Annotated in this window: 27 protein-coding genes; 22 read left to right on the forward strand and 5 right to left on the reverse strand. The window is 62.7% G+C overall.

Annotated features, from left to right (window positions below; translation table 11 throughout):
• Positions 1-71 precede the first annotated feature (71 nt).
• The 8 genes from ABFC66_RS03275 to ABFC66_RS03310 all read left to right on the forward strand — a co-directional run bounded on the left by ABFC66_RS03275 (position 72) and on the right by ABFC66_RS03310 (position 6,967).
• Positions 72-962 carry a CoA ester lyase gene (locus tag ABFC66_RS03275; RefSeq protein WP_346739516.1) on the forward strand — a complete coding sequence of 297 codons (891 nt, stop codon included), beginning with the start codon at positions 72-74 and terminating at the stop codon, positions 960-962.
• Positions 959-2,008, forward strand: a complete 1,050-nt coding sequence (locus tag ABFC66_RS03280; protein WP_346739517.1) for a MaoC family dehydratase — start codon at positions 959-961, stop codon at positions 2,006-2,008. Before ABFC66_RS03275 ends, ABFC66_RS03280 begins: the two co-directional genes overlap by 4 nt.
• A 134-nt stretch (positions 2,009-2,142) precedes the next feature.
• Positions 2,143-2,679 (forward strand): PAS domain-containing protein, encoded by a 537-nt coding sequence (locus tag ABFC66_RS03285; protein WP_346739518.1) that lies wholly within the window; start codon positions 2,143-2,145, stop codon positions 2,677-2,679.
• Between the two features lie 315 nt (positions 2,680-2,994).
• Complete coding sequence (gene sdhC / locus ABFC66_RS03290) at positions 2,995-3,399, forward strand: succinate dehydrogenase, cytochrome b556 subunit (RefSeq protein WP_346739519.1); 405 nt, start codon at positions 2,995-2,997, stop codon at positions 3,397-3,399.
• A complete protein-coding gene (sdhD, locus tag ABFC66_RS03295; protein WP_346739520.1) occupies positions 3,399-3,761 on the forward strand; it encodes a succinate dehydrogenase, hydrophobic membrane anchor protein in 363 nt (120 codons plus the stop codon). Before sdhC ends, sdhD begins: the two co-directional genes overlap by 1 nt.
• 20 nt (positions 3,762-3,781) lie before the next feature.
• Positions 3,782-5,569 (forward strand): succinate dehydrogenase flavoprotein subunit, encoded by a 1,788-nt coding sequence (gene sdhA / locus ABFC66_RS03300; protein WP_346739521.1) that lies wholly within the window; start codon positions 3,782-3,784, stop codon positions 5,567-5,569.
• Between the two features lie 18 nt (positions 5,570-5,587).
• Positions 5,588-6,361, forward strand: coding sequence for a succinate dehydrogenase iron-sulfur subunit (locus tag ABFC66_RS03305; RefSeq protein ID WP_346739522.1), 774 nt, complete (start codon positions 5,588-5,590; stop codon positions 6,359-6,361).
• Between the two features lie 210 nt (positions 6,362-6,571).
• Positions 6,572-6,967, forward strand: coding sequence for a GFA family protein (locus tag ABFC66_RS03310; RefSeq protein WP_346739523.1), 396 nt, complete (start codon positions 6,572-6,574; stop codon positions 6,965-6,967).
• 6 nt (positions 6,968-6,973) lie between these two features.
• On the opposite strand, the gene ABFC66_RS03315 is transcribed toward ABFC66_RS03310, so the two are convergent.
• Positions 6,974-7,504, reverse strand: coding sequence for a hypothetical protein (locus ABFC66_RS03315; protein ID WP_346739524.1), 531 nt, complete (start codon positions 7,502-7,504; stop codon positions 6,974-6,976).
• Positions 7,505-7,772: 268 nt separating this feature from the next.
• On the opposite strand from ABFC66_RS03315, the gene ABFC66_RS03320 reads away from it, so the two are divergent.
• From ABFC66_RS03320 to arsB, 5 genes are read left to right on the forward strand one after another with little or no spacing between them, the layout of a single operon-like run.
• Positions 7,773-8,123 (forward strand): metalloregulator ArsR/SmtB family transcription factor, encoded by a 351-nt coding sequence (locus tag ABFC66_RS03320; RefSeq protein WP_346739525.1) that lies wholly within the window; start codon positions 7,773-7,775, stop codon positions 8,121-8,123.
• Positions 8,123-8,611 carry an ArsI/CadI family heavy metal resistance metalloenzyme gene (locus ABFC66_RS03325; RefSeq protein ID WP_346739526.1) on the forward strand — a complete coding sequence of 163 codons (489 nt, stop codon included), beginning with the start codon at positions 8,123-8,125 and terminating at the stop codon, positions 8,609-8,611. Before ABFC66_RS03320 ends, ABFC66_RS03325 begins: the two co-directional genes overlap by 1 nt.
• 6 nt (positions 8,612-8,617) lie before the next feature.
• On the forward strand, positions 8,618-9,637 hold the full coding sequence (locus tag ABFC66_RS03330; protein ID WP_346739527.1) for a TauD/TfdA family dioxygenase: 1,020 nt from the start codon (positions 8,618-8,620) through the stop codon (positions 9,635-9,637).
• On the forward strand, positions 9,627-10,145 hold the full coding sequence (locus ABFC66_RS03335) for an arsenate reductase ArsC (RefSeq protein ID WP_346739528.1): 519 nt from the start codon (positions 9,627-9,629) through the stop codon (positions 10,143-10,145). Before ABFC66_RS03330 ends, ABFC66_RS03335 begins: the two co-directional genes overlap by 11 nt.
• A complete protein-coding gene (arsB, locus tag ABFC66_RS03340) occupies positions 10,145-11,215 on the forward strand; it encodes an ACR3 family arsenite efflux transporter (RefSeq protein ID WP_346739529.1) in 1,071 nt (356 codons plus the stop codon). The genes ABFC66_RS03335 and arsB overlap by 1 nt, the downstream gene beginning before the upstream one ends.
• A 30-nt stretch (positions 11,216-11,245) precedes the next feature.
• On the opposite strand, the gene ABFC66_RS03345 is transcribed toward arsB, so the two are convergent.
• Positions 11,246-11,632, reverse strand: coding sequence for a hypothetical protein (locus ABFC66_RS03345; RefSeq protein ID WP_346739530.1), 387 nt, complete (start codon positions 11,630-11,632; stop codon positions 11,246-11,248).
• 242 nt (positions 11,633-11,874) lie between these two features.
• Complete coding sequence (locus tag ABFC66_RS03350; RefSeq protein ID WP_346739531.1) at positions 11,875-12,138, reverse strand: hypothetical protein; 264 nt, start codon at positions 12,136-12,138, stop codon at positions 11,875-11,877.
• A gap of 409 nt (positions 12,139-12,547) precedes the next feature.
• Here ABFC66_RS03350 and zapE point away from each other — a divergent pair, with 409 nt between their 5' ends.
• A complete protein-coding gene (gene zapE / locus ABFC66_RS03355) occupies positions 12,548-13,669 on the forward strand; it encodes a cell division protein ZapE (RefSeq protein ID WP_346739532.1) in 1,122 nt (373 codons plus the stop codon).
• A gap of 3 nt (positions 13,670-13,672) precedes the next feature.
• Here the strand turns inward: zapE and ABFC66_RS03360 are convergent, their stop codons facing one another.
• Entirely contained in the window at positions 13,673-14,329 is a 657-nt protein-coding gene (locus ABFC66_RS03360; RefSeq protein ID WP_346739533.1) for a class I SAM-dependent methyltransferase, read from the reverse strand.
• Between the two features lie 17 nt (positions 14,330-14,346).
• Positions 14,347-14,907, reverse strand: coding sequence for a PadR family transcriptional regulator (locus ABFC66_RS03365; protein WP_346739534.1), 561 nt, complete (start codon positions 14,905-14,907; stop codon positions 14,347-14,349).
• 283 nt (positions 14,908-15,190) lie between these two features.
• Between ABFC66_RS03365 and mdh the strand changes: the two genes are divergently transcribed.
• From mdh to lpdA, 8 genes are all read left to right on the forward strand, one after another.
• Positions 15,191-16,183: a malate dehydrogenase gene (mdh, locus tag ABFC66_RS03370; RefSeq protein WP_346739535.1), complete on the forward strand. Its 993-nt coding sequence runs from the start codon at positions 15,191-15,193 to the stop codon at positions 16,181-16,183.
• Positions 16,184-16,321: 138 nt separating this feature from the next.
• Positions 16,322-16,942: a beta/gamma crystallin-related protein gene (locus ABFC66_RS03375; protein WP_346739536.1), complete on the forward strand. Its 621-nt coding sequence runs from the start codon at positions 16,322-16,324 to the stop codon at positions 16,940-16,942.
• 65 nt (positions 16,943-17,007) lie between these two features.
• Positions 17,008-18,159 (forward strand): MBL fold metallo-hydrolase, encoded by a 1,152-nt coding sequence (locus ABFC66_RS03380; protein ID WP_346739537.1) that lies wholly within the window; start codon positions 17,008-17,010, stop codon positions 18,157-18,159.
• A 334-nt stretch (positions 18,160-18,493) separates the two neighbouring features.
• Positions 18,494-19,663: an ADP-forming succinate--CoA ligase subunit beta gene (sucC, locus tag ABFC66_RS03385; protein ID WP_346739538.1), complete on the forward strand. Its 1,170-nt coding sequence runs from the start codon at positions 18,494-18,496 to the stop codon at positions 19,661-19,663.
• A complete protein-coding gene (sucD, locus tag ABFC66_RS03390) occupies positions 19,664-20,542 on the forward strand; it encodes a succinate--CoA ligase subunit alpha (protein ID WP_346739540.1) in 879 nt (292 codons plus the stop codon).
• Between the two features lie 139 nt (positions 20,543-20,681).
• The gene (locus ABFC66_RS03395; protein ID WP_346739541.1) at positions 20,682-23,621 is read left to right on the forward strand and encodes a 2-oxoglutarate dehydrogenase E1 component; all 2,940 of its coding nucleotides are present in this window, start codon (positions 20,682-20,684) and stop codon (positions 23,619-23,621) included.
• A 25-nt stretch (positions 23,622-23,646) separates the two neighbouring features.
• Positions 23,647-24,882, forward strand: a complete 1,236-nt coding sequence (odhB, locus tag ABFC66_RS03400; protein WP_346739542.1) for a 2-oxoglutarate dehydrogenase complex dihydrolipoyllysine-residue succinyltransferase — start codon at positions 23,647-23,649, stop codon at positions 24,880-24,882.
• Between the two features lie 37 nt (positions 24,883-24,919).
• The gene (gene lpdA / locus ABFC66_RS03405; RefSeq protein ID WP_346739543.1) at positions 24,920-26,311 is read left to right on the forward strand and encodes a dihydrolipoyl dehydrogenase; all 1,392 of its coding nucleotides are present in this window, start codon (positions 24,920-24,922) and stop codon (positions 26,309-26,311) included.
• Positions 26,312-26,317 lie beyond the last annotated feature (6 nt).

Below are 26,317 nucleotides of genomic sequence, written 5' to 3' on the forward strand. Positions count from 1 at the left end.
CACAGTGCCGCCCAAGGTTTATAGTGTCCGCTTCGCTCTTGCGAGAAAAGCGCCGACTTTGGAGAAATCATATGGCCGATGTGACCGCCCGCCCCCGCCGCAGTGTCCTCTACATGCCCGGTTCCAACGCCCGTGCGATGGAGAAGGCGCGCGAGATTCCCGCCGACGCGCTGATCCTCGACCTTGAAGACGCGGTGGCGCCCGACGCGAAGGAAGAGGCGCGGGCCCAGGTGGTGGCGGCCGTCAAACAGGGCGGTTATGGCAAGCGTGAGATCGTCATCCGCGTGAACGGCCTCGACACGCCCTGGGGCATCGAGGACATCAAGGCCGCGGTCGCCGCAAAGCCCGACGCCATTCTGGTGCCGAAGGTCAATTCGGCCGAGGATGTCGCCCGCGCCGAAACGGCGCTGACGCAGGCGGGCGCCGCCGAGGGGCTCCAGCTCTGGTGCATGATCGAGACGCCGCTCGCGATCCTCAACATCCAGTCCATCGGCGCCAAGGCCGCCGAGCCGCGCTCGCGCATGACCGCCTGGGTCATGGGCACCAACGACATCGCCAAGGAACTTCGCGCGGCGCATACGGCCGATCGTGTGCCCATGCTCGCCTCGCTCGGCCTTTCGATCATCGCGGCGCGCGCCTATGGCATCGTCGCGCTGGACGGCGTCTATAACGACATCAAGAACGAGGAAGGCTTCGCCGCCATCTGCGAACAGGGCCGCGACATGGGCTTCGACGGCAAGACGCTGATCCATCCGAGTCAGGTCGCGCCCTGCAACACCATCTTCTCGCCCGATCCGGAAACGGTCGCCTTCGCGCGCAAGACGATCGATGCTTTCGAGCTGCCCGAGAACAAGGGCAAGGGCGTGCTCAAGGTCGAGGGACGCATGGTGGAAATCCTTCATGCCGAAATCGCCAAGCGCACCGTCGCCATCGCCGACGCCATCGCGGAGCTTGAGGCATGACCAAGACCAACGCCGGAAATTTCTTCGAGGACTTCCAGATAGGTCAGGTTCTGCGCCATGCGACGCCGCGCACGGTGACCGAGGGCGACCGCGCGCTTTATCAGGCGCTTTTCGGCTCGCGCTTTTCGCTCCAGTCCTCCGACGAGGTGGCGCGCAAGGCCGGCTACAAACAGTCGCCCATGGACGATCTCCTTGCTTTCCATGTCATCTTCGGCAAGACGGTGCCGGATGTCTCGCTCAACGCGGTTGCCAATCTCGGCTATGCCGAGTGCCGCTTCCATCGCCCTGTCTTTCCGGGAGATACGCTCTCGACCGTCTCCGAGGTGATCGGCCTCAAGGAAAATTCCGACGGCGCGACCGGCGTCGTCTATGTGCGCTCCACGGGCCGCAACCAGCGCGACGAGATCGTTATCGACTATGTGCGCTGGGTGATGGTCAGGAAGCGCGACAAGGCATCGCCCGCGCCCGAGACGAAGGTGCCGGCGCTTGCCTCCGCCGTCGAGGCATCGAGCCTCTTCGCGCCGCAGGGCGTGAGCTTCAAGGGCTTCGATGTCGAGGCGTCCGGTTCGCCCCATCTCTGGGACGATTACGAGGTCGGTGAGAAGATCGACCATGTGGACGGCGTGACCATCGAGGAGGCCGAGCACATGATGGCGACGCGCCTCTATCAGAACACGGCGAAAGTGCACTTCAACCAGTTCACCGAGGGTCAGGGCCGCTTCGGCCGCCGTCTGATCTATGGCGGCCACGTCATCTCGCTCGCCCGCGCGCTTTCCTTCAATGGGCTCGGCAATGCCGTGCTGGTCGCCGCGATCAATGGCGGGCGCCATGTCGCGCCCTGCTTTGCGGGCAATACGGTCTTTGCATGGTCGGAAGTACTGGCGAAAGCGCCGCTCGAAGGGCGCGATGACATTGGCGCGCTCCGTCTTCGCACCATCGCGACGAAGGATCTGCCCTGCGGCGCTTTCCCCGGTCCGCTCGAAAAGGGCTATGCGGAAGGCGTCATTCTCGATCTGGACTACTGGGTTCTCATTTCCCGCCGATAAGGCTCCCGGGGCGGGGGTGCGAATCTTTCTTTGCCGTTTTGGAACACCCGGCTAGATTATGGGCGATACAGACGGGCGGGCACATGTTTTCCTCGCGTTCCAAAGAAGGCTTACCATCCGCACAGGCACCTCTGATGCGGTCTGCGCAGAGCCTTGCCTTCGAGGACGCGTGGAGAGCGGCGAAGGGGGATGCCCCCTTTCCTGACCGCAGCGCCATTGATCTCAAGCGTTTCGCCAAATTCGCCCGCTGGTTCGCCATCATCGAACCCGACCAGAACAAGGCGTCTCTGCCGTTCAGGCTCGTCGGCTCGGGCTTTTTCGATCTCTTCAATACGGATCTGACCGGCCTCGACTATCTCGCGCTGGTCGACCCGACGATCAAGACGCTCGCCTATGAGAGCGTGATGGCTTGCCTCAGGCAACCCTGCGGACTCTGGCAGATCACGCCCGCACAGGTCGCCGATGGCGGCGCGATGCCCTACGAGTACACCATCCTGCCGATCTCGCGCGGGACGCAGGTCGCAGACCACATCGTCATCTATGTGAATTTCGAGCTTCGCCCGCTCGCTCCGCGGCCAAACGTTGATCTCATCGAGCACTCGACGGTCTGGCACTGGCTCGACATCGGCATGGGCGTTCCGGGCGGTTCCTTCGACCTGGACCCGGCCTGAACGCCGGGCGTAGCCGCCCCCGAGTCGCCGCGCCTCGGAGTCTCATCGAAGCGAGGGCGTTCGTGTGAGCGGCGTGAGACGCCGCAGTGTCGCTCTGGAACATTGCGACAGCGAAAAGCGGAATGCCTCCGACCGCAAACCATGACGCAGCGTTTCCGGCACATCGGCTACGCCACGAGAATTGCGAGTGATTCTCAGGGGTTAATCGGTGGAAAATCGTCATTCGCCACCTGCATCGGCATTTGCGTTCGGGGAAAGCAGGGGATAAACAACAGACAACAACCCCACCCGCTGACCCATTTCGGGGACCTTCGAATGGCAGAGACGCGACAGGCCGAGCGGCCGCTTTCGCCGCACCTTCAGATTTACCGCTTCACCATCACCATGGCGATGTCGATCATCCATCGCATCACCGGTGCCGGCCTTTATGTCGGCACGCTGCTGCTGGCGGCATGGCTTCTCTCCGTGGCGATGGGCCCGGACGCCTACGCGTCCTTCCAGTCGGTCGCCGGCTCCTGGATCGGCCAGCTCATCCTTTTCGGCTTCACCTGGGCGCTCATCCACCATCTCTTCAGCGGTATCCGCTATCTGATGTGGGACAATATCCGCGCCTTCGACAATCGCACGGCGGACATCATCAGCTGGATTGCCGCTGTCGCAGCTTTCGCCGCAGCGATCATCGTCTGGATCGTCGCATTCAAGCTTCGCGGGGTGCTCTGATGTCTTTCTCCGCTTCCAACGCGCCGGTGAAGTCCGCGACGCGTGCCTTCAGCATCCAGCGCAAGTCGGCGCTGGCGCTCGTTCCGCTCGCGCTCTTCCTGATCGCGCTGATCCTTGCGCTTTCGGGTTCCGATTATGAAACGGCGCGCCACTATCTCGGCAATCCGATCGTTTCGATCCTTGTCATCCTTACGATCCTCGCGACCGTCGCGCATATGCGTATCGGCATGAACGAGATCATCGATGACTACGTGCAAGGCAACTTCCTGCACGTGCTGGCCAAGGCGGCCAACTTCCTTTTCAGCGTTGCGGTCGGTCTCGGCAGCATCTATGCGGCGCTGAAGATTCTCATCGGCTTCTGACACGTTCGAAGGCAAGTCCCATGACGGCGAGTTACAGCTTCAACGATCACACCTTCGATGTGGTGGTGGTGGGCGCCGGCGGCGCCGGTCTCCGTGCGACGCTCGGCTGCGTCGAGCGCGGCCTCAAGACTGCGAACATCACCAAGGTGTTCCCGACGCGCAGCCACACGGTTGCGGCGCAGGGCGGCGTGGCCGCCTCGCTCGGCAACATGGGCCCGGACGACTGGCGCTGGCACATGTACGACACGGTCAAGGGCTCCGACTGGCTCGGCGACCAGGACGCGATCGAATATCTCTGCCGCCACGCGCCCGACGCGGTTTATGAGCTCGAGCATTTCGGCGTGCCCTTCAGCCGCACCGAAGACGGCAAGATCTATCAGCGTCCTTTCGGCGGCATGACCACGAATTTCGGCGAAGGCATCGCGCAGCGCACCTGCGCCGCCGCCGACCGTACCGGCCATGCCATGCTGCATACGCTTTATGGCCAGTCCGTCCGCCACAACGCCGAATTCTTCATCGAATATTTCGCCATCGACCTGATTATGGACAATGGCAAGTGCGTCGGCGTCGTTGCCCTCGACATGGCGACCGGCGAGCTTCACCGCTTCCGTTCCAGCATCGTCATCCTCGCCACCGGCGGTTATGGCCGCGCCTTCTTCTCGGCGACCTCGGCTCATACCTGCACGGGCGATGGCAACGCGATGGTGCTGCGCGCCGGCCTTCCGCTCCAGGACATGGAGTTCGTGCAGTTCCATCCGACCGGCATCTACGGCGCTGGCTGCCTCATCACCGAAGGCGCGCGCGGCGAAGGCGGCTATGTCGTCAACTCGGCTGGCGAGCGCTTCATGGAGCGTTATGCGCCGTCGGCGAAGGACCTCGCCTCGCGCGACGTCGTTTCCCGCGCCATGACGATCGAAATTCGCGAAGGCCGCGGCGTGGGCCCGAACAAGGACCACATCTACCTTCACCTCGACCATCTCGATCCGAAGATCCTGCATGAGCGCCTGCCCGGCATTTCGGAATCGGCGCGCATCTTCGCGGGCGTCGACGTCACGAAGGAGCCGATCCCGGTTCTGCCGACCGTGCACTACAACATGGGCGGCATCCCGACCAATTATCACGGCGAAGTGCTGACGCTGAAGGACGGCAATCCGGATACGGTTGTGCCGGGCCTGATGGCGATCGGCGAAGCGGCCTGCGTGTCGGTCCATGGCGCGAACCGCCTTGGCTCCAACTCGCTCATCGACCTCGTCGTCTTCGGCCGCGCCGCCGGCATCCGCGCCGCCGAGCTGCTGAAGGACAAGGCGAAGCCCGAACTGCCGAAGGGCGCGGGCGACGAAGCCGTCGCGCGTCTCGATCACTTCCGCAACGCCAAGGGCAAGACGCCGACCGCCGCGCTCCGCCTCAAGATGCAGCGCGCCATGCAGGAAGACGTCGCCGTTTTCCGCACCGGTGAGACGCTTCGCCAGGGCAAGAAGCGCGTCGCCGACGTGTTTGCCGAGATGCCGGATATCCGCGTTTCCGACCGTTCGCTCATCTGGAACTCCGATCTCATCGAGACGCTGGAGTTCGACAATCTCATCGTTCAGGCGATTGCGACCGTCGAGGGCGCTGTCGGCCGCGAGGAAAGCCGTGGCGCGCATGCCCGCGAGGACTTCCCGAACCGCGACGACGAGAAATGGATGAAGCATACGCTGTGCTGGGTCGACACCAAGACGGGCGCTCCTTCCGTCGACTATCGCCCCGTCCACGCCTACACGCTCTCGGATGAAATCGAGTACATCAAGCCGAAGGCGCGTGTGTACTGACGCGCGAAGGGTTCGATCATGGTCCAATTGTCACTGCCGAAAAATTCCGTTCCCACCGAAGGCAAGACCTTCAAGGCGGAAGGTGCCAAGCGCGTAAAGCGTTTCCGCATCTATCGCTGGTCGCCGGACGACAACCAGAACCCGCGCATCGACACCTATGAGGTCGATCTCGACAAGTGCGGGCCGATGGTTCTCGACGCGCTGATCAAGATCAAGAACGAGATCGACCAGACGCTGACGTTCCGTCGCTCCTGCCGCGAAGGCATCTGCGGTTCCTGCGCGATGAACATCGACGGCGCGAACACGCTGGCCTGCACCAAGGGCATCGACGAGATTGGCGGCGACGTGAAGATCTACCCGCTGCCGCACATGCCGGTGGTGAAGGATCTCGTCCCCGATCTCACCAACTTCTACGCGCAGCACGCCTATGTGCAGCCCTGGCTGCAGACCAAGGGCGAAGAGCCGAAGAAGGAATGGTCGCAGTCGCCCGCCGATCGCGAAAAGCTCGACGGCCTCTATGAGTGCATTCTCTGCGCCTGCTGCTCGACCTCCTGCCCGTCCTATTGGTGGAACGGCGACCGCTATCTCGGCCCGGCCGCGCTGCTTCAGGCCTATCGCTGGCTCGCCGATAGCCGCGACCAGCTGACGAATGAGCGCCTCGACCGCCTCGAGGACCCGTTCAAGCTCTATCGCTGCCACACGATCATGAACTGCGCCAAGGCCTGCCCGAAGGGTCTGAATCCGGCCAAGGCGATTGCCGAGATCAAGCAGATGATGGTCGATCGGGCGTAAGCTCACATCGCATCGAATTGAAAAGGCCGCCTCACCAGGCGGCTTTTTTGTTTTCCCGATCGATTTTTACCTGTCACCCCGGGCTCGTCCCGGGGTCCAGGGGCGACATATTCCGGGTAAGCGGCCCCTGGATCCCGGCACAGGGCCGGGATGACATTCCGAGTGTGCAAGGCTTCTTGTGCCTACGCGTTGCGCAGGCATAATCTCCGCATGAGCGAAAGACATTGGCATAAGGGCGCCTGCCACTGCGGCGCCGTCACATTCGAGGTCGAGACGCCGGACAACGTTGTGATCGACGATTGCAACTGTTCGATCTGCGCGAAGACGGGCTTTCTGCATCTCATCGTGCCGGCCTCCCGCTTCCGCATCCTCTCCGGTGAGGACAAGCTCACCACCTACACATTCAATACCGGCACGGCGAAGCACCTCTTCTGCTCCGTCTGCGGCGTAAAGCCCTTCTATGTGCCGCGCTCAAATCCCGACGGCTGGAGCGTCAATTTCCGCTGCCTCGACCGCACGGAGTTCGGCAATGTCGAGATCAGGCCCTTCGACGGTGAGAACTGGGAAGCGAACGCCGGAGCACTTGCCGATCTGAGCAAGGATTAGCAGCGCTCACTCCTTCACATATTCATTGTCCGGTGCGGAATATTCGATCAGCGCCGCCATCGCGCGTTTGAGATCGGCATAGGTCGAGAAGGCGCAATCGTTGCCGCTTTGCGTGATGTTGAAGGTCTCGCGGCTCTGGCCGTGCTGGGCGGCAACGCGGGCGAAGTCGCTGCAATTGGGCGAGTAGCGCAGCCAGCCATCGCCCTTTTTGCGGAAGAGGCCGTACATCACCGCATCGTCGGGTTTCTCGCCGCGGCCCAGGGCGATGAAGTCGCCATTGCCGATGTCATCCATGAGGCCCGCAACGGGCTCGTCGCCATCCAGCGTGTAGAGATAGTCCGCGCCTTTGCGCGTGATGGTGACGTGGCGCGGCGCATCGTCCATGCGCTTGCCATTGCCGTCGAGCTTGTAGACGGCGAAGCGCGCGCCATCCGCAATCGGATAGTCGGCCTCGGCAGGGCCGAAGAGTGGCGTCTTGCTGATGAAGCAGGCGGTGAGCAGCAGGCAGGCGGCAAGGGCGGCGGCAAGGCGGAGCATGTGAAATCCTCCCGAATGTCCGCGTCCATGCTGCACCCGGATGACGCTTTTCGCAAAGGTGGCCCGGACATGAAACGGCCCGCGCCAAGGGGGGAGGACGCGGGCCGCACATTCTGTGGCTGGAGATAGGCCGGGGCGACAAGCGCAGCCGGGGCTCAGCCGGGGTGTCAACTTCAATGCCGACGATTGAAGGATTGCATGGCGAAGCTGAACCGCTGGTGAACGGATGGGGCTTGACTCGATTTCATATTTCCACAATATTAGAAATATGAAATCAGAAGCCGCCATAGCCGCCCTGTCGGCGCTCGCCCAGGAAACCCGTCTCGCGATCTACCGCGCGCTGGTCCGCGCCCATTCCCCGAAGGAGGGGGAGGGCGGGCTTGCGGCGGGTGACATCGCCGAGGCGCTCGACGTTCCCCCCGCGACGCTTTCCTTCCATCTGAAGGAACTCGCGCATGCGGGGCTCGTGACCTCGCAGCGCGACGGGCGCTCGATCGTCTACAAGGCCGATCTTTTGGCCATGCGGAGTCTCACGGAATTCCTGCTCGAGGATTGTTGCCAGGGTGCCTGCGGCACGGTTGGCAACCGGGCGGGCCAACGCAAAAAGGAGTGCGCATAATGAAGAGATTGCATGTGAGTTTCGGCGTCGCCGATCTCGAAAAGTCCGTCGCGTTCTATTCGACCCTGTTCGGCGCGGAGCCGACTGTGCGTCGTCCCGGCTATGCGAAATGGATGCTTGAAGACCCGCGCGTCAATTTCGTCGTCGAGACGCTTTCCGGCGACAAGGGCTTCGGCCATGCCGGCATTCAGGTCGAGAGCGCGGACGAGCTCGATCCGATTTTCGAGCGTCTCAAGCAGGCGGAGGCTCCCTATCTTCCGGAAGGCATGACGACCTGCTGCTACGCGAAATCGGAAAAGAGCTGGACCGCCGATCCCGATGGCATCCGCTGGGAAGCTTTCTATACGCATCATGTGATGGATGAATTCGGTACCGGCCCGGTACTCGAAAAGATCGATACGGGCGAGGAGGGCTCAGTCTGCGGCTGCTCCGCCCCGAAGGTCGAAGCGAAGGTCGAGGCGCCTGCCGCGCCTGCCTGCTGCGGCTGATCGAACATGCCGGCCATCACGACGGCTGATGCCTGGCTCGGCTCGGAGATCCAGTCCTCCACGGACTGGATCTACCGGCTGACGCCCGGCGACGTCGACGAGCTTCGCGCGGCCCTCGGCGAGGCGCGCAGCCGCGAGGCTGATTTCTATCGCTGGAGACGCGAGGATTTTCCGCTTCCGGGGCTCGCACCCCGCATCGCGGATTGGCTGCATGAACTCGATCGAGGCCGCGGCTTCATTCTCATCAAGGGTTTTCCGGTCGCCGAGCACGCGAAAGAGGAATGCGCCGCGATCTATTGGGGCATTGGGCTTCATATGGGCCGCGCGGCTTCGCAGAACACCGATGGCGATCTCCTCGGCGATATTCGCGACACCGGCGCCGACCCCAAAGCCTATGGCGTACGGCTCTACAAGACGCGGGCCGAGCAGGATTTTCATACCGATGGCGCCGACGTCATCGGGCTTTTCTGCCTGAGGCCAGCCAGGTCGGGCGGCGTCAGCCGCATCGTCAGTTCGGTCGCGATCTTCAATGAAGTGCAGCGCGTGCATCCCGAGCTCGCCTCGACGCTCTTCAAATCCTTTCCCTTCGATACGCAGGGCCAGCACAAGCCCGGCCAGAAGCCCTGGTTCGATTTTCCGCTCTGCCAGTTCGTCGACGAACGTCTCAGGACCTTCTTCATTCCCTGGTACATTCGCGAGAGCCAGCAGCATGAGGAAACGCCGAGACTGACGAGAGAGCAGGAGGACGTCATCGCCTTCATCGAAAAGACGGCGAACGACCCCCGCTTCTATCTCGACATGAATTTCGAGCCCGGCGACATGCAGTTCCTCAAGAATGCCTCGGTGCTGCACAAGCGCACCGAATATGAAGACTGGGACGAGCCCGACCGGAAACGCCATCTGCTGCGGCTCTGGATCGTCGAGCCCAATTTCACGGCGGGCGACGCGATGCTGCGTTCGGGCATCGCGCAGACCTCCGACACTGTTGCCTCTCTTGTCCATGCGAAAGACGCCCATGAGCGATGAACAGAAGATCTACAACGTCCTCTTTCTCTGCACCGGCAATTCGGCGCGCAGCGTGCTTGCCGAGACATATCTCAATGCGCGCGGCGGCGGTCGTTTCCGCGCCTTCAGTGCCGGCAGTCATCCGACGGGAAAGGTGAACCCCTACGCAATCGAGGTGTTGCGCTCGGCGCAGCTCCCGGTCGAGGGATTGCGTTCCAAATCCTGGGGTGAGTTCGCAGAACCCGGCGCGCCGCAGATGGATTTCATCATCACCGTCTGCGACAACGCGGCGGGCGAAGTTTGTCCCATATGGCCCGGCCATCCGACGAGCGCACATTGGCCCTTCGAGGACCCGGCGGCGATGACCGGGTCGGAAGAAGTGATCAGGCGTAAATTCGTCGAGGTTTTCATGCAGGTTCGTCGCCGCATCGATCTCTTCGTGAGCTTGCCGCTCCGCAGCCTTGAGGGCATGGCGCTGAAGCGCAAGCTCAACGAGCTCGGCGGAAACAATCTGGCCGGTGCGGATTGATGGCACTTCCTCAGGAAAAGGCGCCGTCGCGCCTCGGCTTTCTCGACCGCTATCTGACCTTCTGGATTTTCGCCGCCATGGCGGCAGGCATCGGCATCGGAACGGTCTTCACCGGCGTCCCGGCGATGCTCGACGGGCTTTCCATCGGATCGACCAATGTTCCCATCGCCGTCGGCCTCGTGCTGATGATGTATCCGCCGCTGGCGCGGGTGAAATATGAGGAACTGCCGCGCATTTTCGAGGATCGAAAGGTTCTCGCACTGTCGCTGATACAGAACTGGCTCATCGGGCCGGTACTCATGTTCGCACTGGCCGTGATCTTCCTGCGCGATCAGCCTGCCTATATGACCGGCCTCATTCTCATCGGCATCGCGCGTTGCATCGCCATGGTGATCGTCTGGAACCAGCTCGCGCGCGGCAGCGCGGAATATGTGGCGGCGCTCGTCGCCTTCAACAGCATATTCCAGCTCCTCTTCTTCAGTCTCTATGCGTGGTTTTTCCTGAACGTGCTGCCGCCGCTCTTCGGTCTCGAGGGGCAGGTGATCGCCGTGTCCTTCTGGCTGATCGCGGGCGCGGTGCTCATTTATCTCGGACTGCCATTCGCGGCCGGATATGTGACGCGGCGCGTTCTTCGTCCGCGTCTTGGTGCTGATTGGTATGACGGGGTTTTCGTGCCTCGCATCGCGCCGCTCACCCTTGTCGCGCTTCTCTTCACCATTCTCGTGATGTTCGCGCTGAAGGGCGACACGGTGCTGGCTCTACCACTCGATGCGATTCGCATTGCTGTGCCGCTGACGCTCTATTTCGTCATCATGTTCTGCATCAGCTTCGCGATGGGCAAGATGCTCGGTGCGGATTACGCCCGCACGACCTCGCTTTCCTTCACAGCGGCCAGCAATAATTTCGAGCTGGCGATAGCGGTGGCCATCGCAACCTTCGGCATCGCCTCGCCGGTCGCCTTTGCAACCGTGATCGGCCCGTTGGTCGAAGTGCCGGTGCTGATCCTGCTGGTGCGGGTTGCGCTGCGATTGCGCAAAGGTTTTTCGACGCAGGAAAACCCGCGCGCCTAGTGGCGCGCGGGTCGTCCCGATCGATGAGAGTTACTGGGCCTGGGCAGGCGCTTCGGTGGCCGGGGCCGCCGGAGCAGCCGGCGTCGTGGCCGGAGCGGTTTCGGCGGCGGGCGCTGCCTGTTCGGCCGCCGGAGCGGTCGTGCTGGTGCTCTCTTCCTTCTTGACCGCCTTCTTGTGCTTCTTCTTGAGGTGCTTCACCGGGGCGGCCTTTTCCTGAGCGGCTTTCTCGGTGGTGGCGGCAGGAGCCGCGGCTTCAGGCGCCGCAGGCGCTGCGGTTTCAGGTGCAGCCGGCGTCGCCGGCGCGGCCGCGGCAGGCGCCTCGGTCGTGGCGGGGGCTGCGGTGTCGGCCGCGAAAGCGAGCGTCGGTGCGACGGCGATCAGCGTGGCGGCGAGAATGGCATTACGAATCCTGGACATGGATCAATCCTCTTGTCAGTCCATCCCGGCGGGGTTTGGGGGGTGCCGGGATTTGATGGACAGAGCTTCGCAGGATGCGCCTGAACCCTGCATGAATGGATTTTCGGAATACCGTTCATCTTTGTGATCTTATTGCGGCAGGTCGTGAAGGGTATGAGACGTATACGGAGTAGTTCTGCGGGCAAAGAAAAACCCGCGCGCCGTGAGGCGCGCGGGTTGCGACGGGCCAGAGGCCGTCGTTCTTACTGGGCCGGGGCGGCCGGCGTCGCCGGGGCCTGTTCGGCCGGCGCGGCCGGAGCGGTCGACTCAGCCGGAGCGGCGGGAGCCGTGGACTCAGCCGGAGCCGAGGATTCGGCCGGGGCGGCGGGCGTCTCGGCCGGCGCCGTTTCGGTGGTCGCGGGGGCCGTCGTCTCCGTCGGCGCGGGCTTGTTCGTCAGCTTGTAGCCGACGATCACCACCAGGGCGATGACGATAACTGCGATGATGACTTTCACGGTGTTGGACATTCTAAATTCCTCTGACCTGTTTTCCTCGGTCGGATTGGCAAAGCGGTCCGGACAAAAGCGCCGGTTCCCGCCAGATCGCCCGGAACGAATCCCCGGCTGATCCAAGCGAATGCTAGTCCAAACGCTGCCAAGCGCTACAGTGAAACGACTTATGGAACGCCATTTATTTTTTGCAGCGCCACAAGAAATACATGTTTTTGTCGGAAAAACGAACGGAGTCAGTGGATTGGCGGCCGCCTCGCCTTGCCCGGCGTGCGTCTTGCAAGGTAAGTAGGGCGAGTTGACGGCGCGGTGCGGGCCAGGCGCATTTCCCGCGGACGATCGAGTGTGAATGGATCATGACGGCTAGCGCAGGCGATCTCCAGGCTCTTTTCCTCAAGGCGAAGCCGACGCGTGGATCGTGGGCGTCATGAAAAAGGGGCCTCTGGTCGTCTACCGCCAAAGAGTAGAGAAGGGCGAAATCGCCGCCGACGCCGCACAGGAGCGTGCGGCTCAACGCCTTCAGCATCTGGCCGACGAGCTCTCTGACTGGAAGCCTGGGAAGAAGGTCGGTCCTCTCGCAAGGCTGGGCCTCGGCAAGCCGGTGACGCCGCCCGAAGGCGTCTATATCTGGGGCGGCGTCGGGCGCGGCAAATCCATGCTCATGGATCTCTTCTTCGAGCAGGTGCGCGTGCGCCACAAGCGGCGCGTGCACTTCCACGCCTTCATGCTCGAAACGCATGAGCGCATCTTCCAGTGGCGCCAGCGTGAGAAAGCCGGTGTGGTGAAAGGGGGAGATCCCATTCCACCCGTAGCGGAGGAAATTGCGCGGGAAGCGGCGCTGCTCTGTTTCGACGAATTCCAGGTGCAGGACATTGCCGACGCCTCCATTCTGGGCCGGCTTTTCACGCAGCTCTTCGATCTCGGCGTCGTCGTGGTTGCGACCTCGAACATCGCGCCGGACGATCTTTATGCGGGCGGCCTCAACCGGCAGCGCTTCCTTCCCTTCATCGATCTGGTGAAGGAGCGCATGGACGTCGTCTATCTCGACAGCGACACCGATTACCGTCTTGATCGCATGATGGGCCTGCCGGTCTATTACGCGCCGCTCGGTGCAGACGCGCGCGCGGCCATGGATCGCGCCTTCCAGCAACTTTCGGATGTGCCGCATGGCCATCCGACAACGCTCGCCCTCAAGGGTCGGGCCGTCGAGGTGCCCGAAGCCGCGCATGGCGTCGCGCGTTTCAATTTCGAGGATCTTTGTGCGAAGCCGCTGGGTGCCGCGGACTACATCAAGATCGCGCAGAGCTTTCACGCCGTGCTCGTCGACGACGTTCCGGCCATGAGCCCGGAGCGCCGCAACGAGGCCAAGCGTTTCGTGACGCTGGTCGATGCTCTTTATGAGGCGAAGACCAGGCTCATCATCTCGGCGGCAGCCGAACCCTCGGCGCTTTATCCCAAGGGCGACGGCGCTTTCGCCTTTGAGCGCACGGTTTCGCGGCTCATGGAAATGCAGAGCGCCGACTATCTGAACCTGCGCGCCGCGGATTGATCGTCATTTCTTGCGGGCAAGCATGACGCCGTCGCCGATGGTGACGAGCGAGGCATCGACGCGGGCGTCGTTCGCGATCTTCGCGTTGAGAGCGCGGATCGCGAGGGTGTCCTTGTCATTGGCTTGCGGGTCGATGACGGCGCCGCCCCAGAGCATGTTGTCCAGCGCGATCACGCCTCCCGGACGCAGCAGCTTGAGACATGCTTCGTAGTAGGCGTCATAGCCGGTCTTGTCGGCGTCGATGAAGGCGAAGTCGAAATCGCCCTCGCGGCCCTTGCAGATCAGCGTTTCGAGCGTTTCGAGCGCAGGCGCGAGCTTCAGCTCAATGCGCCTTTCAAGACCCGCCTCTTTCCAGTAACGCCGCGCGATGGCGGTCCATTCCTCGCTGACGTCGCAACAGAGTAGCTGGCCGTTCTTCGGCAGCGCGCGAGCGATCGCTATCGCGCTGTAGCCGGTGAAGGTGCCGATCTCGATTGCTTGCTTCGCGCCGATGGCGCCGACGAGAAAGGTCAGGAAGGCGCCCTGGTCGACGCCGATCTGCATCATCGCCATCGGCAGTCTGGCGGTTTCCGCGCGCAGCCGTCTCTGCGCCTCGGTTTCGGTCGCGACGAGGGAGGCGGCGTAGGCCGAGATTGCTTCGGGAACGAGGGAGCGAGACATGGATTATTCGTCCTTCTTCAGCTGCGTTCGATCTTCGCGGCGGCGACATCAATGACTTCGGCGATGGCTGCGATCTCGTCCTGCGCGAGCGTTCCCCGGTCGAGGCGCAACCTGAGCGCCGTGTGGAAGTTCTCGACAGCGCGGATGATTTCGGGCGCCGGTCCGCCACGGAAGCGGCGGCTTACCTCATCCATGCGCTTGAAGATTGCGTCGACGGTTGCCTTGTTGTCGTCGAGAAAGGCGCGGCCCTCGGCGGTGAGCGTGTAGAGCTTTTTCGATCCTTCGCCGGGTGTCACGGTCGCGAAGCCCTGATCCTCGAGCATCGTCAGCGTCGGATAGACGACGCCGGGGCTCGGGGAGTAATTGCCGCCGAAGGTGTCCTCGATCGCCTTGATGATGTCATAGCCGTGGCGCGGTTCGTCCGCGATCAGCTTCAGGATGACGAAGCGCAGATCGCCCTGCTCGAAGGCGCGTACGCGCCGCCCACTCCGGCCTCGGTCAAAGCCGTGGTGATCCCCGAGGCGCCAACTGCCGCGGCCGTGCTCATGCCGGTGACCCTTCATGAAGCGCTTGAACATTTTCACCTCGATCTATTTCGATATATCTTACTTTCATGGAAAAGATATATCGAAATAGATCGGAGTCAAGGGGCGGGTTCAGGCGCGAGATTTCAAAAAGCGGTGGGGGCGGATGGCGTCAGCCGGTGTCAGATCGACGAATTTTGGTCGATGCAGAGCCGCTTTCGTTGCGAAAGCGGCGGATTCAGGCTACTAGGCTTGCCCGATATCCCAACCTCGCGGCGCGCGATCCGGCCGGGAACGGCCGCCGATCCACCTGCAAAGACACCCGGAGGCTTTTCATATGGCTCGGAAGAAAATCGCACTTATCGGCGGCGGTCAGATCGGTGGCACGCTTGCTCTGCTCGCGGGGCTCAAGGAGCTCGGCGACGTCGTCATTTTCGACATCGCGGAAGGCCTGCCTCAGGGCAAGGCGCTCGACCTCGCCGAAGCCTCGCCGGTCGAAGGCTACAATGTCGCGCTGGCTGGCGCGAACGACTACAAGGGCATCAAGGGCGCCGATGTCGTCATCGTGACCGCCGGTGTGCCGCGCAAGCCGGGCATGAGCCGCGACGATCTTCTCGGCATCAACCTCAAGGTCATGGCGCAGGTCGGCGAAGGTATCGCGAAGTACGCGCCGAACGCCTTCGTCATCTGCATCACCAACCCGCTCGACGCGATGGTCTGGGCGCTGCGCCAGTTCTCGGGCCTGCCGCACAACAAGGTCGTCGGCATGGCCGGCGTTCTCGACTCGGCGCGCTTCCGCTATTTCCTCGCCGAAGAGTTCAAGGTTTCGGTCGAAGACGTGACGGCCTTCGTGCTCGGCGGCCATGGCGACACGATGGTTCCGCTGCCTCGCTACTCGACGGTTGCGGGCATTCCGCTTCCCGACCTCATCAAGATGGGCTGGACCACGAAGGAAAAGCTCGACCAGATCATTCAGCGCACGCGTGATGGCGGCGCCGAGATCGTCAGCCTGCTGAAGACCGGTTCGGCCTTCTACGCGCCCGCCGCTTCGGGTATCGCGATGGCTGAAGCCTATCTCAAGGACCAGAAGCGCGTTGTGCCCTGCGCCGCCTATCTCGATGGCGAGTACGGCCAGAAGGACATCTATGTCGGCGTTCCGGTCGTGATCGGCGAGGGTGGTGTCGAGCGCATCGTCGAGATCGAGCTCAATGCCGCTGAAAAGAAGGCCTTCCAGAAGTCGGTCGACGCCGTTGCCGGCCTCGTCGACGCCTGCAAGAAGATCGACCCCAGCGTCGCCAAGGGCGCCGCGCCGAAGGGCAAGAAGAAATAAGTTCGAAGCCTTCGAGGTTTCGATTGCCGAACGGGCGGACAGAAATGTCCGCCCGTTTTGTTTGTCGTTCGTGTGTGCGGACTTGCAGCGGCGTGGCGGCGCGCTAATCTTGCTCACCGAATTGAGGGTAGACGATTCATGGAACTGAAGATCGGCGTGAAGGCCCTTGCGGCCATTGTTGTCATGGCTGCGGCGCTTCCCGGCATCGCCGAAGCGCGCGGCGGCGCCATGCTCTATCGGGACGCGGGGTTTCGCGGTGGCGCCGTGCGTATCGATCGCGACATTCCGAATCTCAACGAGCTGGGCGTCGGCGATGCGGCATCGAGCATGTCGGTGCGGGGCGGCGCGTGGGAAGTTTGCGAGCATGTGAATTATCGCGGACGCTGTGTCGTGATCGATGGCGACATGGCCGACTTCCGCGAGATCGGAATGAACGACAAGGCGTCGTCGATCAGGCGGGCCGATTATCGCGGCGGCTATCCGCGCCCTGATCGCCCGCGCGACAGGGAAGGCGGCATCACGGTCTTCCGGAATGCCGGGTTCTCCGGCGGATCCATGAGTTTCGATGGCGATGAGCCCGATCTCGGGCGGTACGGCATCAACGATCAGATCTCGAGTCTCGACGTCGCATATGGCGTCTGGGAAGTTTGCGAGGACATTCGCTATCGCGGACGCTGCTTCACCGTCGACGGGCGTATCGGCAACCTCGACCGAATGGGATTCAACGACCGGATTTCTTCCATTCGACGGCTTCGCTAAGGACGGCTTGATCGCGCCGCGATACCGATTTAATGTATTACATTAAATCGGAGAGGGGTTGGATCATGAGCAAGGCGCGTATGGCCGCTGCACTCGTCGCGGGGCTGGCATCGGTGGTGGTGGCTGCGGGCGCCGCCGTATGGACGGTGCCGTCGCTTCAGGATGCGCTGGTGCAGCGCGTCATCGATCAGCGGGTCGGTCTGCATGATCGGGACGGGCTCCTTGACGACGGGGCGCTGCACGTCGTGCTTTGCGGCACGGGGTCGCCCATGCCCGATTCGACGCGCGCGGACGCATGCACGGCAATCGTGGCGGGCGGGCATATCGTCGTCATCGATGCAGGCCCAGGCTCCTGGACGAGCTTTGCCGGCACCCGGCTGCCCGCCCAGAAGATCGACGCGGTGCTGCTGACGCATCTCCATTCCGATCATATCGACGGCCTGCCCGAATTCGCGGTGCAGACGTGGATATCAGGCCGCAAGGTGCCGCTCGACGTCTTCGGGCCGGGCAAGGCGCAGGAGGTCAAGCCCGTGGTCGATGCGGCGGGCAGGATACATGGCGCCAGCGGCACGAAGGAAGTGGTGCAGGGGATCTCGCTCGCGCTGGACGCGGATTCCGGCTACCGGATCGCGCATCATGACGCCGATCATCTGATACCGGAGGCGGTGGGCATGACCGCGCATGAGATCGCAACGCCCGCGCCCGGAGAGCTTGTTACCGTCTTCGACAAGGATGGGCTCAAGATTTCCGCCTTCCTTGTCGACCATCGTCCGGTGGAGCCCGCTTTCGGCTACCGCGTGGAATATGGCGGGCGCGTCGCGGTTCTCTCCGGCGACACGAAAAAGAATGCGAACCTCGCGCATATGGCGGTGGGCGCCGACCTCCTCATCCATGAAGCGCTCAACCGGGAAATGGTGGCGAAAGTCGCCGCCGGTCTCGATCGCGCGGGCGATCACCGTCTGGCCAAGATGGCGCGGGATACGCTCACCTATCATACCTCGCCGGTCGAAGCGGCCGAGATAGCGGGGGCGGGCCATGTGAAGCTTCTCGTCTACGCCCATGTGGTGCCCCCGCTGCCCAATGCACTCGTGCGGCGCGTCTTCCTGCGCGGCGTCGATGCGGTGCGGGGCGAGGGCGATACGAAGCTCGGCTATGATGGCATGATGATCACGATGCCGGCCGGATCGCAGGCGATCTCGATATCCGATCTGCTCTGAGCCTCCGATTCCGGGCTTCGCGGAAAGTCGGCGGCGACGGCGGTCGCCCCGACGAGCGCACGGCATAGGCGTCATATTTGTCTGGTTTCATGGGCACGGCCGCCCATGTTGCGGTCATTCGTCGCCCAGTTGCATACAGTCTGTGCAACCTGCCGCAGCGTCGGCGCCAAAAATTTTGTACTGATAATTCTGTAGGTTAGCCGATCCGATACTCTGAACCTGGATTCAGCATTTGGCAGTTGCGCCCCCGGCGCCGGGTGCTATAAATCCCCGCAAATACGATTTCCCATCGGGGCCTGCGACCTTCCGCCGCCCCTCATGCCGGACGGATCGCATGAATATCCATGAATACCAGGCCAAGGCCGTGCTCGCGAAATATGGCGTGGCGGTTCCCCGCGGCTTTCCTGCCTTTAGCCCTGACGAAGCGGTGGAAGCCGCCAAGAAGCTTGGCGGCCCTGTCTATGTCGTGAAGGCCCAGATTCATGCGGGCGGTCGCGGCAAGGCCGGCGGCGTCAAGGTCGTGAAGTCGCTGGACGACGTGAAGAGCGAAGCGACGCGGCTCCTCGGCTCGACGCTGGTGACGCACCAGACGGGTCCGGCCGGCAAGCAGGTCAACCGCCTCTATATCGAGGAAGGTTCCTCGATTGCCCGCGAACTCTATCTCTCCGTGCTCGTCGATCGCGCGACCTCGCGCATCGCCTTCATCGTGTCCACCGAAGGCGGCATGGACATCGAGGAAGTCGCGCACAAGACGCCGGAAAAGATCCTCACCTTCTCGATCGACCCGGCTTCGGGCGTGTCGAGCTTCCATGGCCGCAAGGTGGCTTTCGCGCTCGGTCTCGAGGGCGATCTGAATGCCCAGGCCGTGGCTCTGGTCGAGAAGCTCTACAACGCCTTCGTCGAAGAGGACATGGCGCAGCTCGAGATCAACCCGCTGGTCGTCACGGGCGACAACAAGCTCGTCTGCCTCGATGCCAAGGTCGGCTTCGACGACAACGCGCTTTACCGCCACAAGGACATCGTCGAACTCCGCGACATCACGGAAGAAGATCCGGCTGAAGTCGAGGCGTCGAAATACGACCTCAACTACGTCAAGCTCGACGGCAAGATCGGCTGCATGGTGAACGGCGCCGGTCTCGCCATGGCGACGATGGACATCATCAAATATTACGGCTCCGAGCCCGCCAACTTCCTCGACGTCGGCGGCGGCGCGACGAAGGAAAAGGTCACGGCGGCCTTCAAGATCATTCTTTCGGACAAGAATGTCGAAGGCATCCTCGTCAACATCTTCGGCGGCATCATGCGCTGCGACATCATCGCGGAAGGCGTCATCGCCGCCGCGAAGGAAGTGAGCCTCAAGGTTCCGCTCGTCGTGCGCCTCGAAGGCACGAACGTCGAACTCGGCAAGAAGATCATGGCCGAATCGGGCCTGCCCATTATTTCCGCCGACAATCTCGCCGACGCGGCCGAGAAGATCGTCAAGGCCGTGAAGGAGGCTGCGTAAATGGCTGTTCTCGTCAATTCGGAAACCAAGGTCATCACCCAGGGTTTCACCGGCAAGCAGGGCACGTTCCATTCGGAGCAGGCCATCGCTTACGGCACCAAGATGGTTGGCGGCACGTCGCCGGGTAAGGGCGGCACGACGCATCTCGGCCTGCCCGTCTTCAACACGGTCGCCGAAGCTGTCGAGCGCACCGGTGCGACGGCATCCGCCATCTACGTGCCGCCGCCCTTCGCCGCCGATGCGATCCTCGAAGCGATCGACGCAGGCATCGAGCTTGCCGTCTGCATCACCGAAGGCATTCCGGTTCTCGACATGGTGCGCGTGAAGCGCGCGCTTTCGGGCTCCAGGACGCGCCTCGTCGGTCCGAACTGCCCGGGCGTCATCACGCCGGGCCAGTGCAAGATCGGCATCATGCCGGGCCACATCCACAAGCCGGGTTCGGTCGGTATTGTTTCGCGTTCCGGCACGCTTACATATGAAGCCGTTGCCCAGACGACGGCGGCCGGTCTCGGCCAGTCGACCTGCATCGGCATCGGTGGCGACCCGGTCAATGGAACGAACTTCATCGACTCGCTCGAGATGTTCCTTGCCGATCCGCAGACGGAATCGATCATCATGATCGGTGAAATCGGCGGCACGGCCGAGGAAGAAGCAGCCGACATGATCAAGGCGTCGAAGGTGAAGAAGCCGATGGTTGGCTTCATCGCCGGCGTCACGGCCCCTCCCGGCCGCCGCATGGGCCACGCGGGCGCCATCGTGTCCGGTGGACGCGGCACCGCGGAAGCCAAGATGGAGGCCATGAAGTCGGCCGGTATCCGCGTTTCGCCCTCGCCGGCGGCACTCGGCACCACGCTGGTCGAAGTTCTGAAGGGGCTCTGAAGAGATTGCGGGACCGCAGCTCCGGCTGGCGGTCCCGCATAATAGTTGTCGAGCGTGTCGAAGCCGTCCGGCTCGGGTTTCGGGCGGCAGGCAGCCTCTATCAATAGGGGGTGCGAGGGTTCTTCGCACCGGACACCGAATGAGCAATGACAGCGCCAATGAGCGCTTCGAGCGGACGTCCTTCCTTTACGGAACCAACGCAGCTTTCGTTGAAGAACTATATGCCCGCTACCAGCAGGACCCTTCGTCGGTCGATGCGGAGTGGCGCGATTTCTTCGACGGTCTCGGCGATGCGCCCGAAGATGTGCTGAAGGAGGCCAAGGGCGCCTCCTGGAAGCGGGCGGATTGGCCCGTCGCCGCCACGGGCGATCTCATCTCGGCCTTCGACGGCAACTGGGCCGCGGCCGAGGGCCCGATCAAGCAGAAGATCAGCGAGCGCAAGGGTGGGGCGAGCGAGGCGGAAATCCGCGCCGCGACGCTCGACTCGGTGCGCGCGCTCATGATGATCCGCGCCTATCGCATTCGCGGCCATCTCGACGCCGATGTCGATCCGCTGCAGCTTCGTCCGAAGTCGGAGCATCCCGAGCTTCAGCCGGAAAGCTACGGCTTCGGCCCCGACGATCTCGACCGTCCGATCTTCATCGACAATGTGCTCGGCCTCGAAACCGCGACCGTCCGCCAGATGCTCGACATTCTGCGCCGCACCTATTGCGGCACGATCGGCGTCGAGTTCATGCATATCGGCGATCCGGAAGAAAAGGCCTGGATTCAGGAACGCATCGAAGGCCCGGACAAGGAAGTCACCTTCACCGAGATGGGCCGCCTCGCCATTCTCGACAAGCTGATCGCCGCCGAAGGCTTCGAGCGTTTCGCAGGTATCAAATATATCGGCACCAAGCGCTTCGGCCTCGACGGCGCGGAAGCGATGATCCCGGCGCTCGAACAGATCATCAAGCGCGGCGGCAATCTCGGCGCCAAGGAAATCGTGCTCGGCATGGCGCATCGCGGGCGCCTGAACGTGCTCGTCAACGTGATGTCGAAGTCCTATCGCGCGATCTTCCACGAGTTCAAGGGTGGTTCCGCGAATCCTGAAGACGTGGATGGCTCTGGCGACGTGAAGTATCACCTCGGCGCATCGTCGGACCGCGAGTTCGACGGCAACAAGGTGCATCTGTCGCTGACGGCCAACCCCTCGCATCTCGAAATCGTCGATCCGGTCGTGCTCGGCAAGGCGCGCGCGAAGCAGGATCAGCTTCACGACACGCAGCGCGGCTCCGTCATCCCGCTTCTCATTCATGGCGATGCCGCCTTCGCGGGTCAGGGCGTAGTTGCGGAATGTCTCGGCCTTTCGGGCCTCAAGGGGCATCGCACGGGCGGCTCGATCCATTTCATCATCAACAACCAGATCGGCTTCACCACGAGCCCGATCTTCTCGCGCTCGTCGCCCTATCCCTCCGATGTGGCGAAGATGGTGCAGGCGCCGATCTTCCATGTGAATGGCGACGATCCGGAAGCGGTCGTTCATGCGACGAAGATCGCGACGGAATTCCGCCAGCGCTTCAACAAGCCTGTCGTCGTCGACATGTTCTGCTATCGCCGGTTCGGCCATAACGAATCCGACGAGCCGAGCTTCACCCAGCCCCTGATGTACCAGAAGATCAGGAGCCACCCGACGACGCTCGAAATCTATTCCGAAAGGCTCATCAGTCAGGGCCTCCTCACGAAGGAAGAGTTCGACCGGCGTCAGGATGCCTTCCGCGCCGAGCTCGACAAGGAACTCGAAGCCTCGAACAGCTTCCGTCCGAACAAGGCGGACTGGCTCGACGGTCGCTGGTCCGGTCTCGGCCGGGCTGAAGGCGAGGCGCAGCGCGGTGAGACCGGCGTCGAACTCGATATTCTGCGCGATGTCGGCAAGCGCCTTACCGCAGTGCCTGAAGACTTCAACGTCCACAAGACGATCCAGCGTTTCCTCGACAATCGCGCCAAGATGATCGAGACGGGCGAAGGCGTCGACTGGGGCATGGCGGAAGCGCTGGCCTTCGGCACGCTCTGCAAGGAAGGCTTCAAGGTCCGCCTCTCCGGTCAGGACTCCGAGCGCGGCACCTTCGTGCAACGCCACTCGGTTCTCAACGATCAGGAGACCGAGGAGAAGTACATCCCGCTCAACCATGTGGCCGAAGGTCAGGCGCCCTACGAAGTCATCAACTCGATGCTTTCGGAAAACGCGGTGCTCGGCTTCGAATATGGCTACAGCCTCGCCGAGCCCAACGCCCTGGTGCTCTGGGAAGCGCAATATGGCGACTTCGCCAATGGTGCGCAGGTGGTGATCGACCAGTTCATCTCGTCGGGCGAGCGCAAGTGGCTGCGCATGTCGGGCCTCGTGATGCTTCTGCCGCACGGTTATGAAGGCGCGGGCCCCGAGCATTCCTCGGCGCGTCTCGAGCGCTATCTGCAGATGTGTGCTGAAGACAACATGCAGGTTGCGAACTGCACGACGCCGATGAACTACTTCCACATCCTGCGCCGTCAGATGCACCGGAAGTTCCGCAAGCCGCTCATCATCATGACGCCGAAGTCGCTTCTGCGTCACAAGCGCGTCGTGTCGAACATCGAGGAATTCGGGCCGGGCTCGAGCTTCCATCGCGTGCTCTGGGACGATGCGCAGCTTCTCAAGAACGAGAAGATCAAGCTCGTCAGCGACGACAAGATCAAGCGCGTCGTCATGTGCACCGGCAAGGTCTATTACGACCTCTATGAGGAGCGCGAGAAGCGCGATATCAGCGACGTCTACCTGATGCGTGTCGAGCAGCTCTATCCGTTCCCGGCGAAGTCGCTGATGACGGAGCTGGCGCGCTTCCCGCAGGCGGAAATCGTCTGGTGCCAGGAAGAGCCCAAGAACATGGGTGCCTGGACATTCATGGAACCGAATATCGAATGGGTGCTGGGGCAGGTCGGCGCGCGTTACCGCCGTCCGCGTTACACCGGCAGGCCCGCCTCCGCGGCAACGGCGGTCGGCCTTGCGAGCAAGCATATCCAGCAACTGAATCAGCTTCTGTCGGACGCGTTGCAGATCGACTGAGACTTCCTCTGAAAGGCGGAAAGAAATGGCCACGGAAATCAAGGTGCCGGCACTCGGCGAATCGGTGACGGAAGCGACGGTCGCGCAGTGGTTCAAGCAACCCGGCGACGCCGTTTCGGTGGACGAGCCGCTGGTCGAGCTCGAAACCGACAAGGTGACGGTCGAGGTTCCGGCGCCGGCGTCCGGCGTGTTGTCGGAAATCTCGGTGAAGGTCGGCGAGACGGTTGCGATCGGCGCCATTCTCGGCGCGATCGGCGAGGGCACCGGCAAGGTCTCAGCCAAGCCCGCCGCGAAGAAGGAAGAGCCGAAGGCTGCAGCGCCCAAGCCCGCAGCGGCACCCGCGCCGAAGCCCGCGCCTGCGGCGAAAGCAGCAGCGGCCGAGGGGCTCGCGCCTTCCGTGCGCCGGATCGCCGAAGAGAACGCGCTCGACACATCGAAGATCGAAGGCACCGGCAAGGACGGCCGCATCACCAAGGGTGACGCGCTGGAAGCGGCGGCGAAGCCTGCGGCCGCGCCCGCCGCGCCCGTTCAGGTCCGCGTTGCCACTCCCGCCGATCAGTCGGCGCGCGAGGAACGCGTCCGCATGACGCGCCTGCGCAAGACCATCGCGACGCGCCTCAAGGAAGCGCAGAACACGGCAGCCATGCTCACCACCTTCAACGAGGTGGACATGACGGCGATCATGGCACTTCGCAATCAGTACAAGGACGTCTTCGAGAAGAAGCATGGCGTTCGCCTCGGCTTCATGGGCTTCTTCGTGAAGGCCTGCATCGCGGCGCTGAAGGAAATCCCGGCGGTCAATGCCGAGATCGACGGCGACGATCTGATCTACAAGAACTACTACAATATCGGCGTGGCGGTCGGCACGGATCGCGGCCTTGTCGTGCCGGTGGTGCGCGAAGCGCAGGAGCTTTCCTTCGCCGACATCGAAAAGACGATCAACGAATACGGCAAGCGCGCCCGCGACGGTCACCTGAAGCTCGAAGAGCTGCAGGGCGGCACGTTCACGATCTCGAATGGCGGCGTCTACGGTTCGCTGATGTCGACGCCGATCCTCAACGCGCCGCAGTCCGGCGTGCTCGGCATGCACAAGATTCAGGAGCGCCCCGTCGCCCTCGGTGGCAAGGTCGAAATTCGACCGATGATGTATCTGGCGCTCTCCTACGATCACCGCATCGTCGACGGCAAGGAAGCGGTGACCTTCCTCGTGCGCGTCAAGGAAGCGCTGGAAGATCCCCAGCGCCTTCTCCTCGATCTCTGATTGTCCGTTTTAACGTCCGGTATGAAAGGCTCCCGCCATGGCTGACAGTTTCGATCTCGTTGTCATCGGTGCGGGGCCCGGCGGATATGAATGCGCGATCAAGGCCGCGCAGCTCGGCCTCAAGGTCGCCTGCGTCGAGAAGCGCGATGCACTGGGCGGCACCTGCCTCAATGTGGGCTGCATTCCCTCCAAGGCGCTTCTGCACGCGTCGGAACTTTTCGCCGAAGCGCAGCACGCCTTTCCGGGCATGGGCATCGACGTCGGTACGCCGAAGATCGACGTGAAGAAGCTCATCGCCTTCAAGGACGAGGCGGTTGACGGCAACACCAAGGGCATCGAGTTCCTCTTCAAGAAGAACAAGATCGAATGGGTGAAGGGCGAGGGCGTCATCAAGGCGCCGGGCAAGGTTCAGGTCGGCGACCGTCTGCTTGAGACGAAGAATATCGTCATCGCCACGGGCTCCGATGTTGCGCGGCTTCCGGGCATCGAGATCGACGAGAAGACAGTCGTGTCCTCGACCGGCGCTCTGATGCTCGACAAGGTACCGGGCCGGCTGCTGGTCGTCGGCGGCGGCGTCATCGGCCTTGAGCTCGGTTCCGTCTGGGGCCGGCTTGGTGCCAAGGTCACCGTGGTCGAATTCCTCAACGACATCCTTCCGGGCATGGATGGCGAAGTCGTGAAGAATTTCACGCGCATCCTCAAGAAGCAGGGCTTCGAGTTCAAGCTCGGCTCCAAGGTGACGAAGATCGACAAGGCGAAGACGGGTCTCAAGGTTTCGGTGGAGCCCGCTGCGGGCGGCGAGACGCAGATCCTCGAAGCCGATGTGGTCCTCGTCGCCATCGGTCGTGTCGCCTATACGGGCGGTCTCGGCCTCGACAATGTCGGCGTCAAGACGGACAAGCGCGGTCGCGTCGAAGTCGATCAGCATTTCAAGACCAACGTCGATGGCATCTATGCGATCGGCGATGTGATCGCCGGCCCCATGCTCGCGCACAAGGCCATGGAAGAAGGCGTCGCGCTTGCCGAGCAGCTCGCCGGCCATTGGGGCCATGTGAATTACGATGTCATTCCCGGTGTCGTTTACACCGCGCCCGAAGTCGCCTCTGTGGGCAAGACGGAAGAACAGCTCAAGGCCGATGGCGTCGAATATAACGCGGGCAAGTTCCCCTTCACGGCGAATGGCCGCGCCAAGGCGAACAAGACGACCGATGGCTTCGTCAAGATTCTGGCCGACAAGACGACCGACCGCATCCTCGGCGTTCACATCATCGGCGCCAATGCGGGCGAGATGATCCAGGAAGCCGTGGTGGCGATGGAGTTCTCCGGCAGTTCCGAGGACATCGCGCGCATGTGCTTTGCCCATCCGACGCTGTCGGAAGCGGTGAAGGAAGCGGCGCTCGCGGTCACGGGTTCGCCGATCCATATGTGATCGGCA

Origin of the sequence: Parvibaculum sp. (assembly GCF_039680535.1) — a bacterium.
Taxonomy (GTDB): Bacteria; Pseudomonadota; Alphaproteobacteria; order Parvibaculales; family Parvibaculaceae; genus Parvibaculum.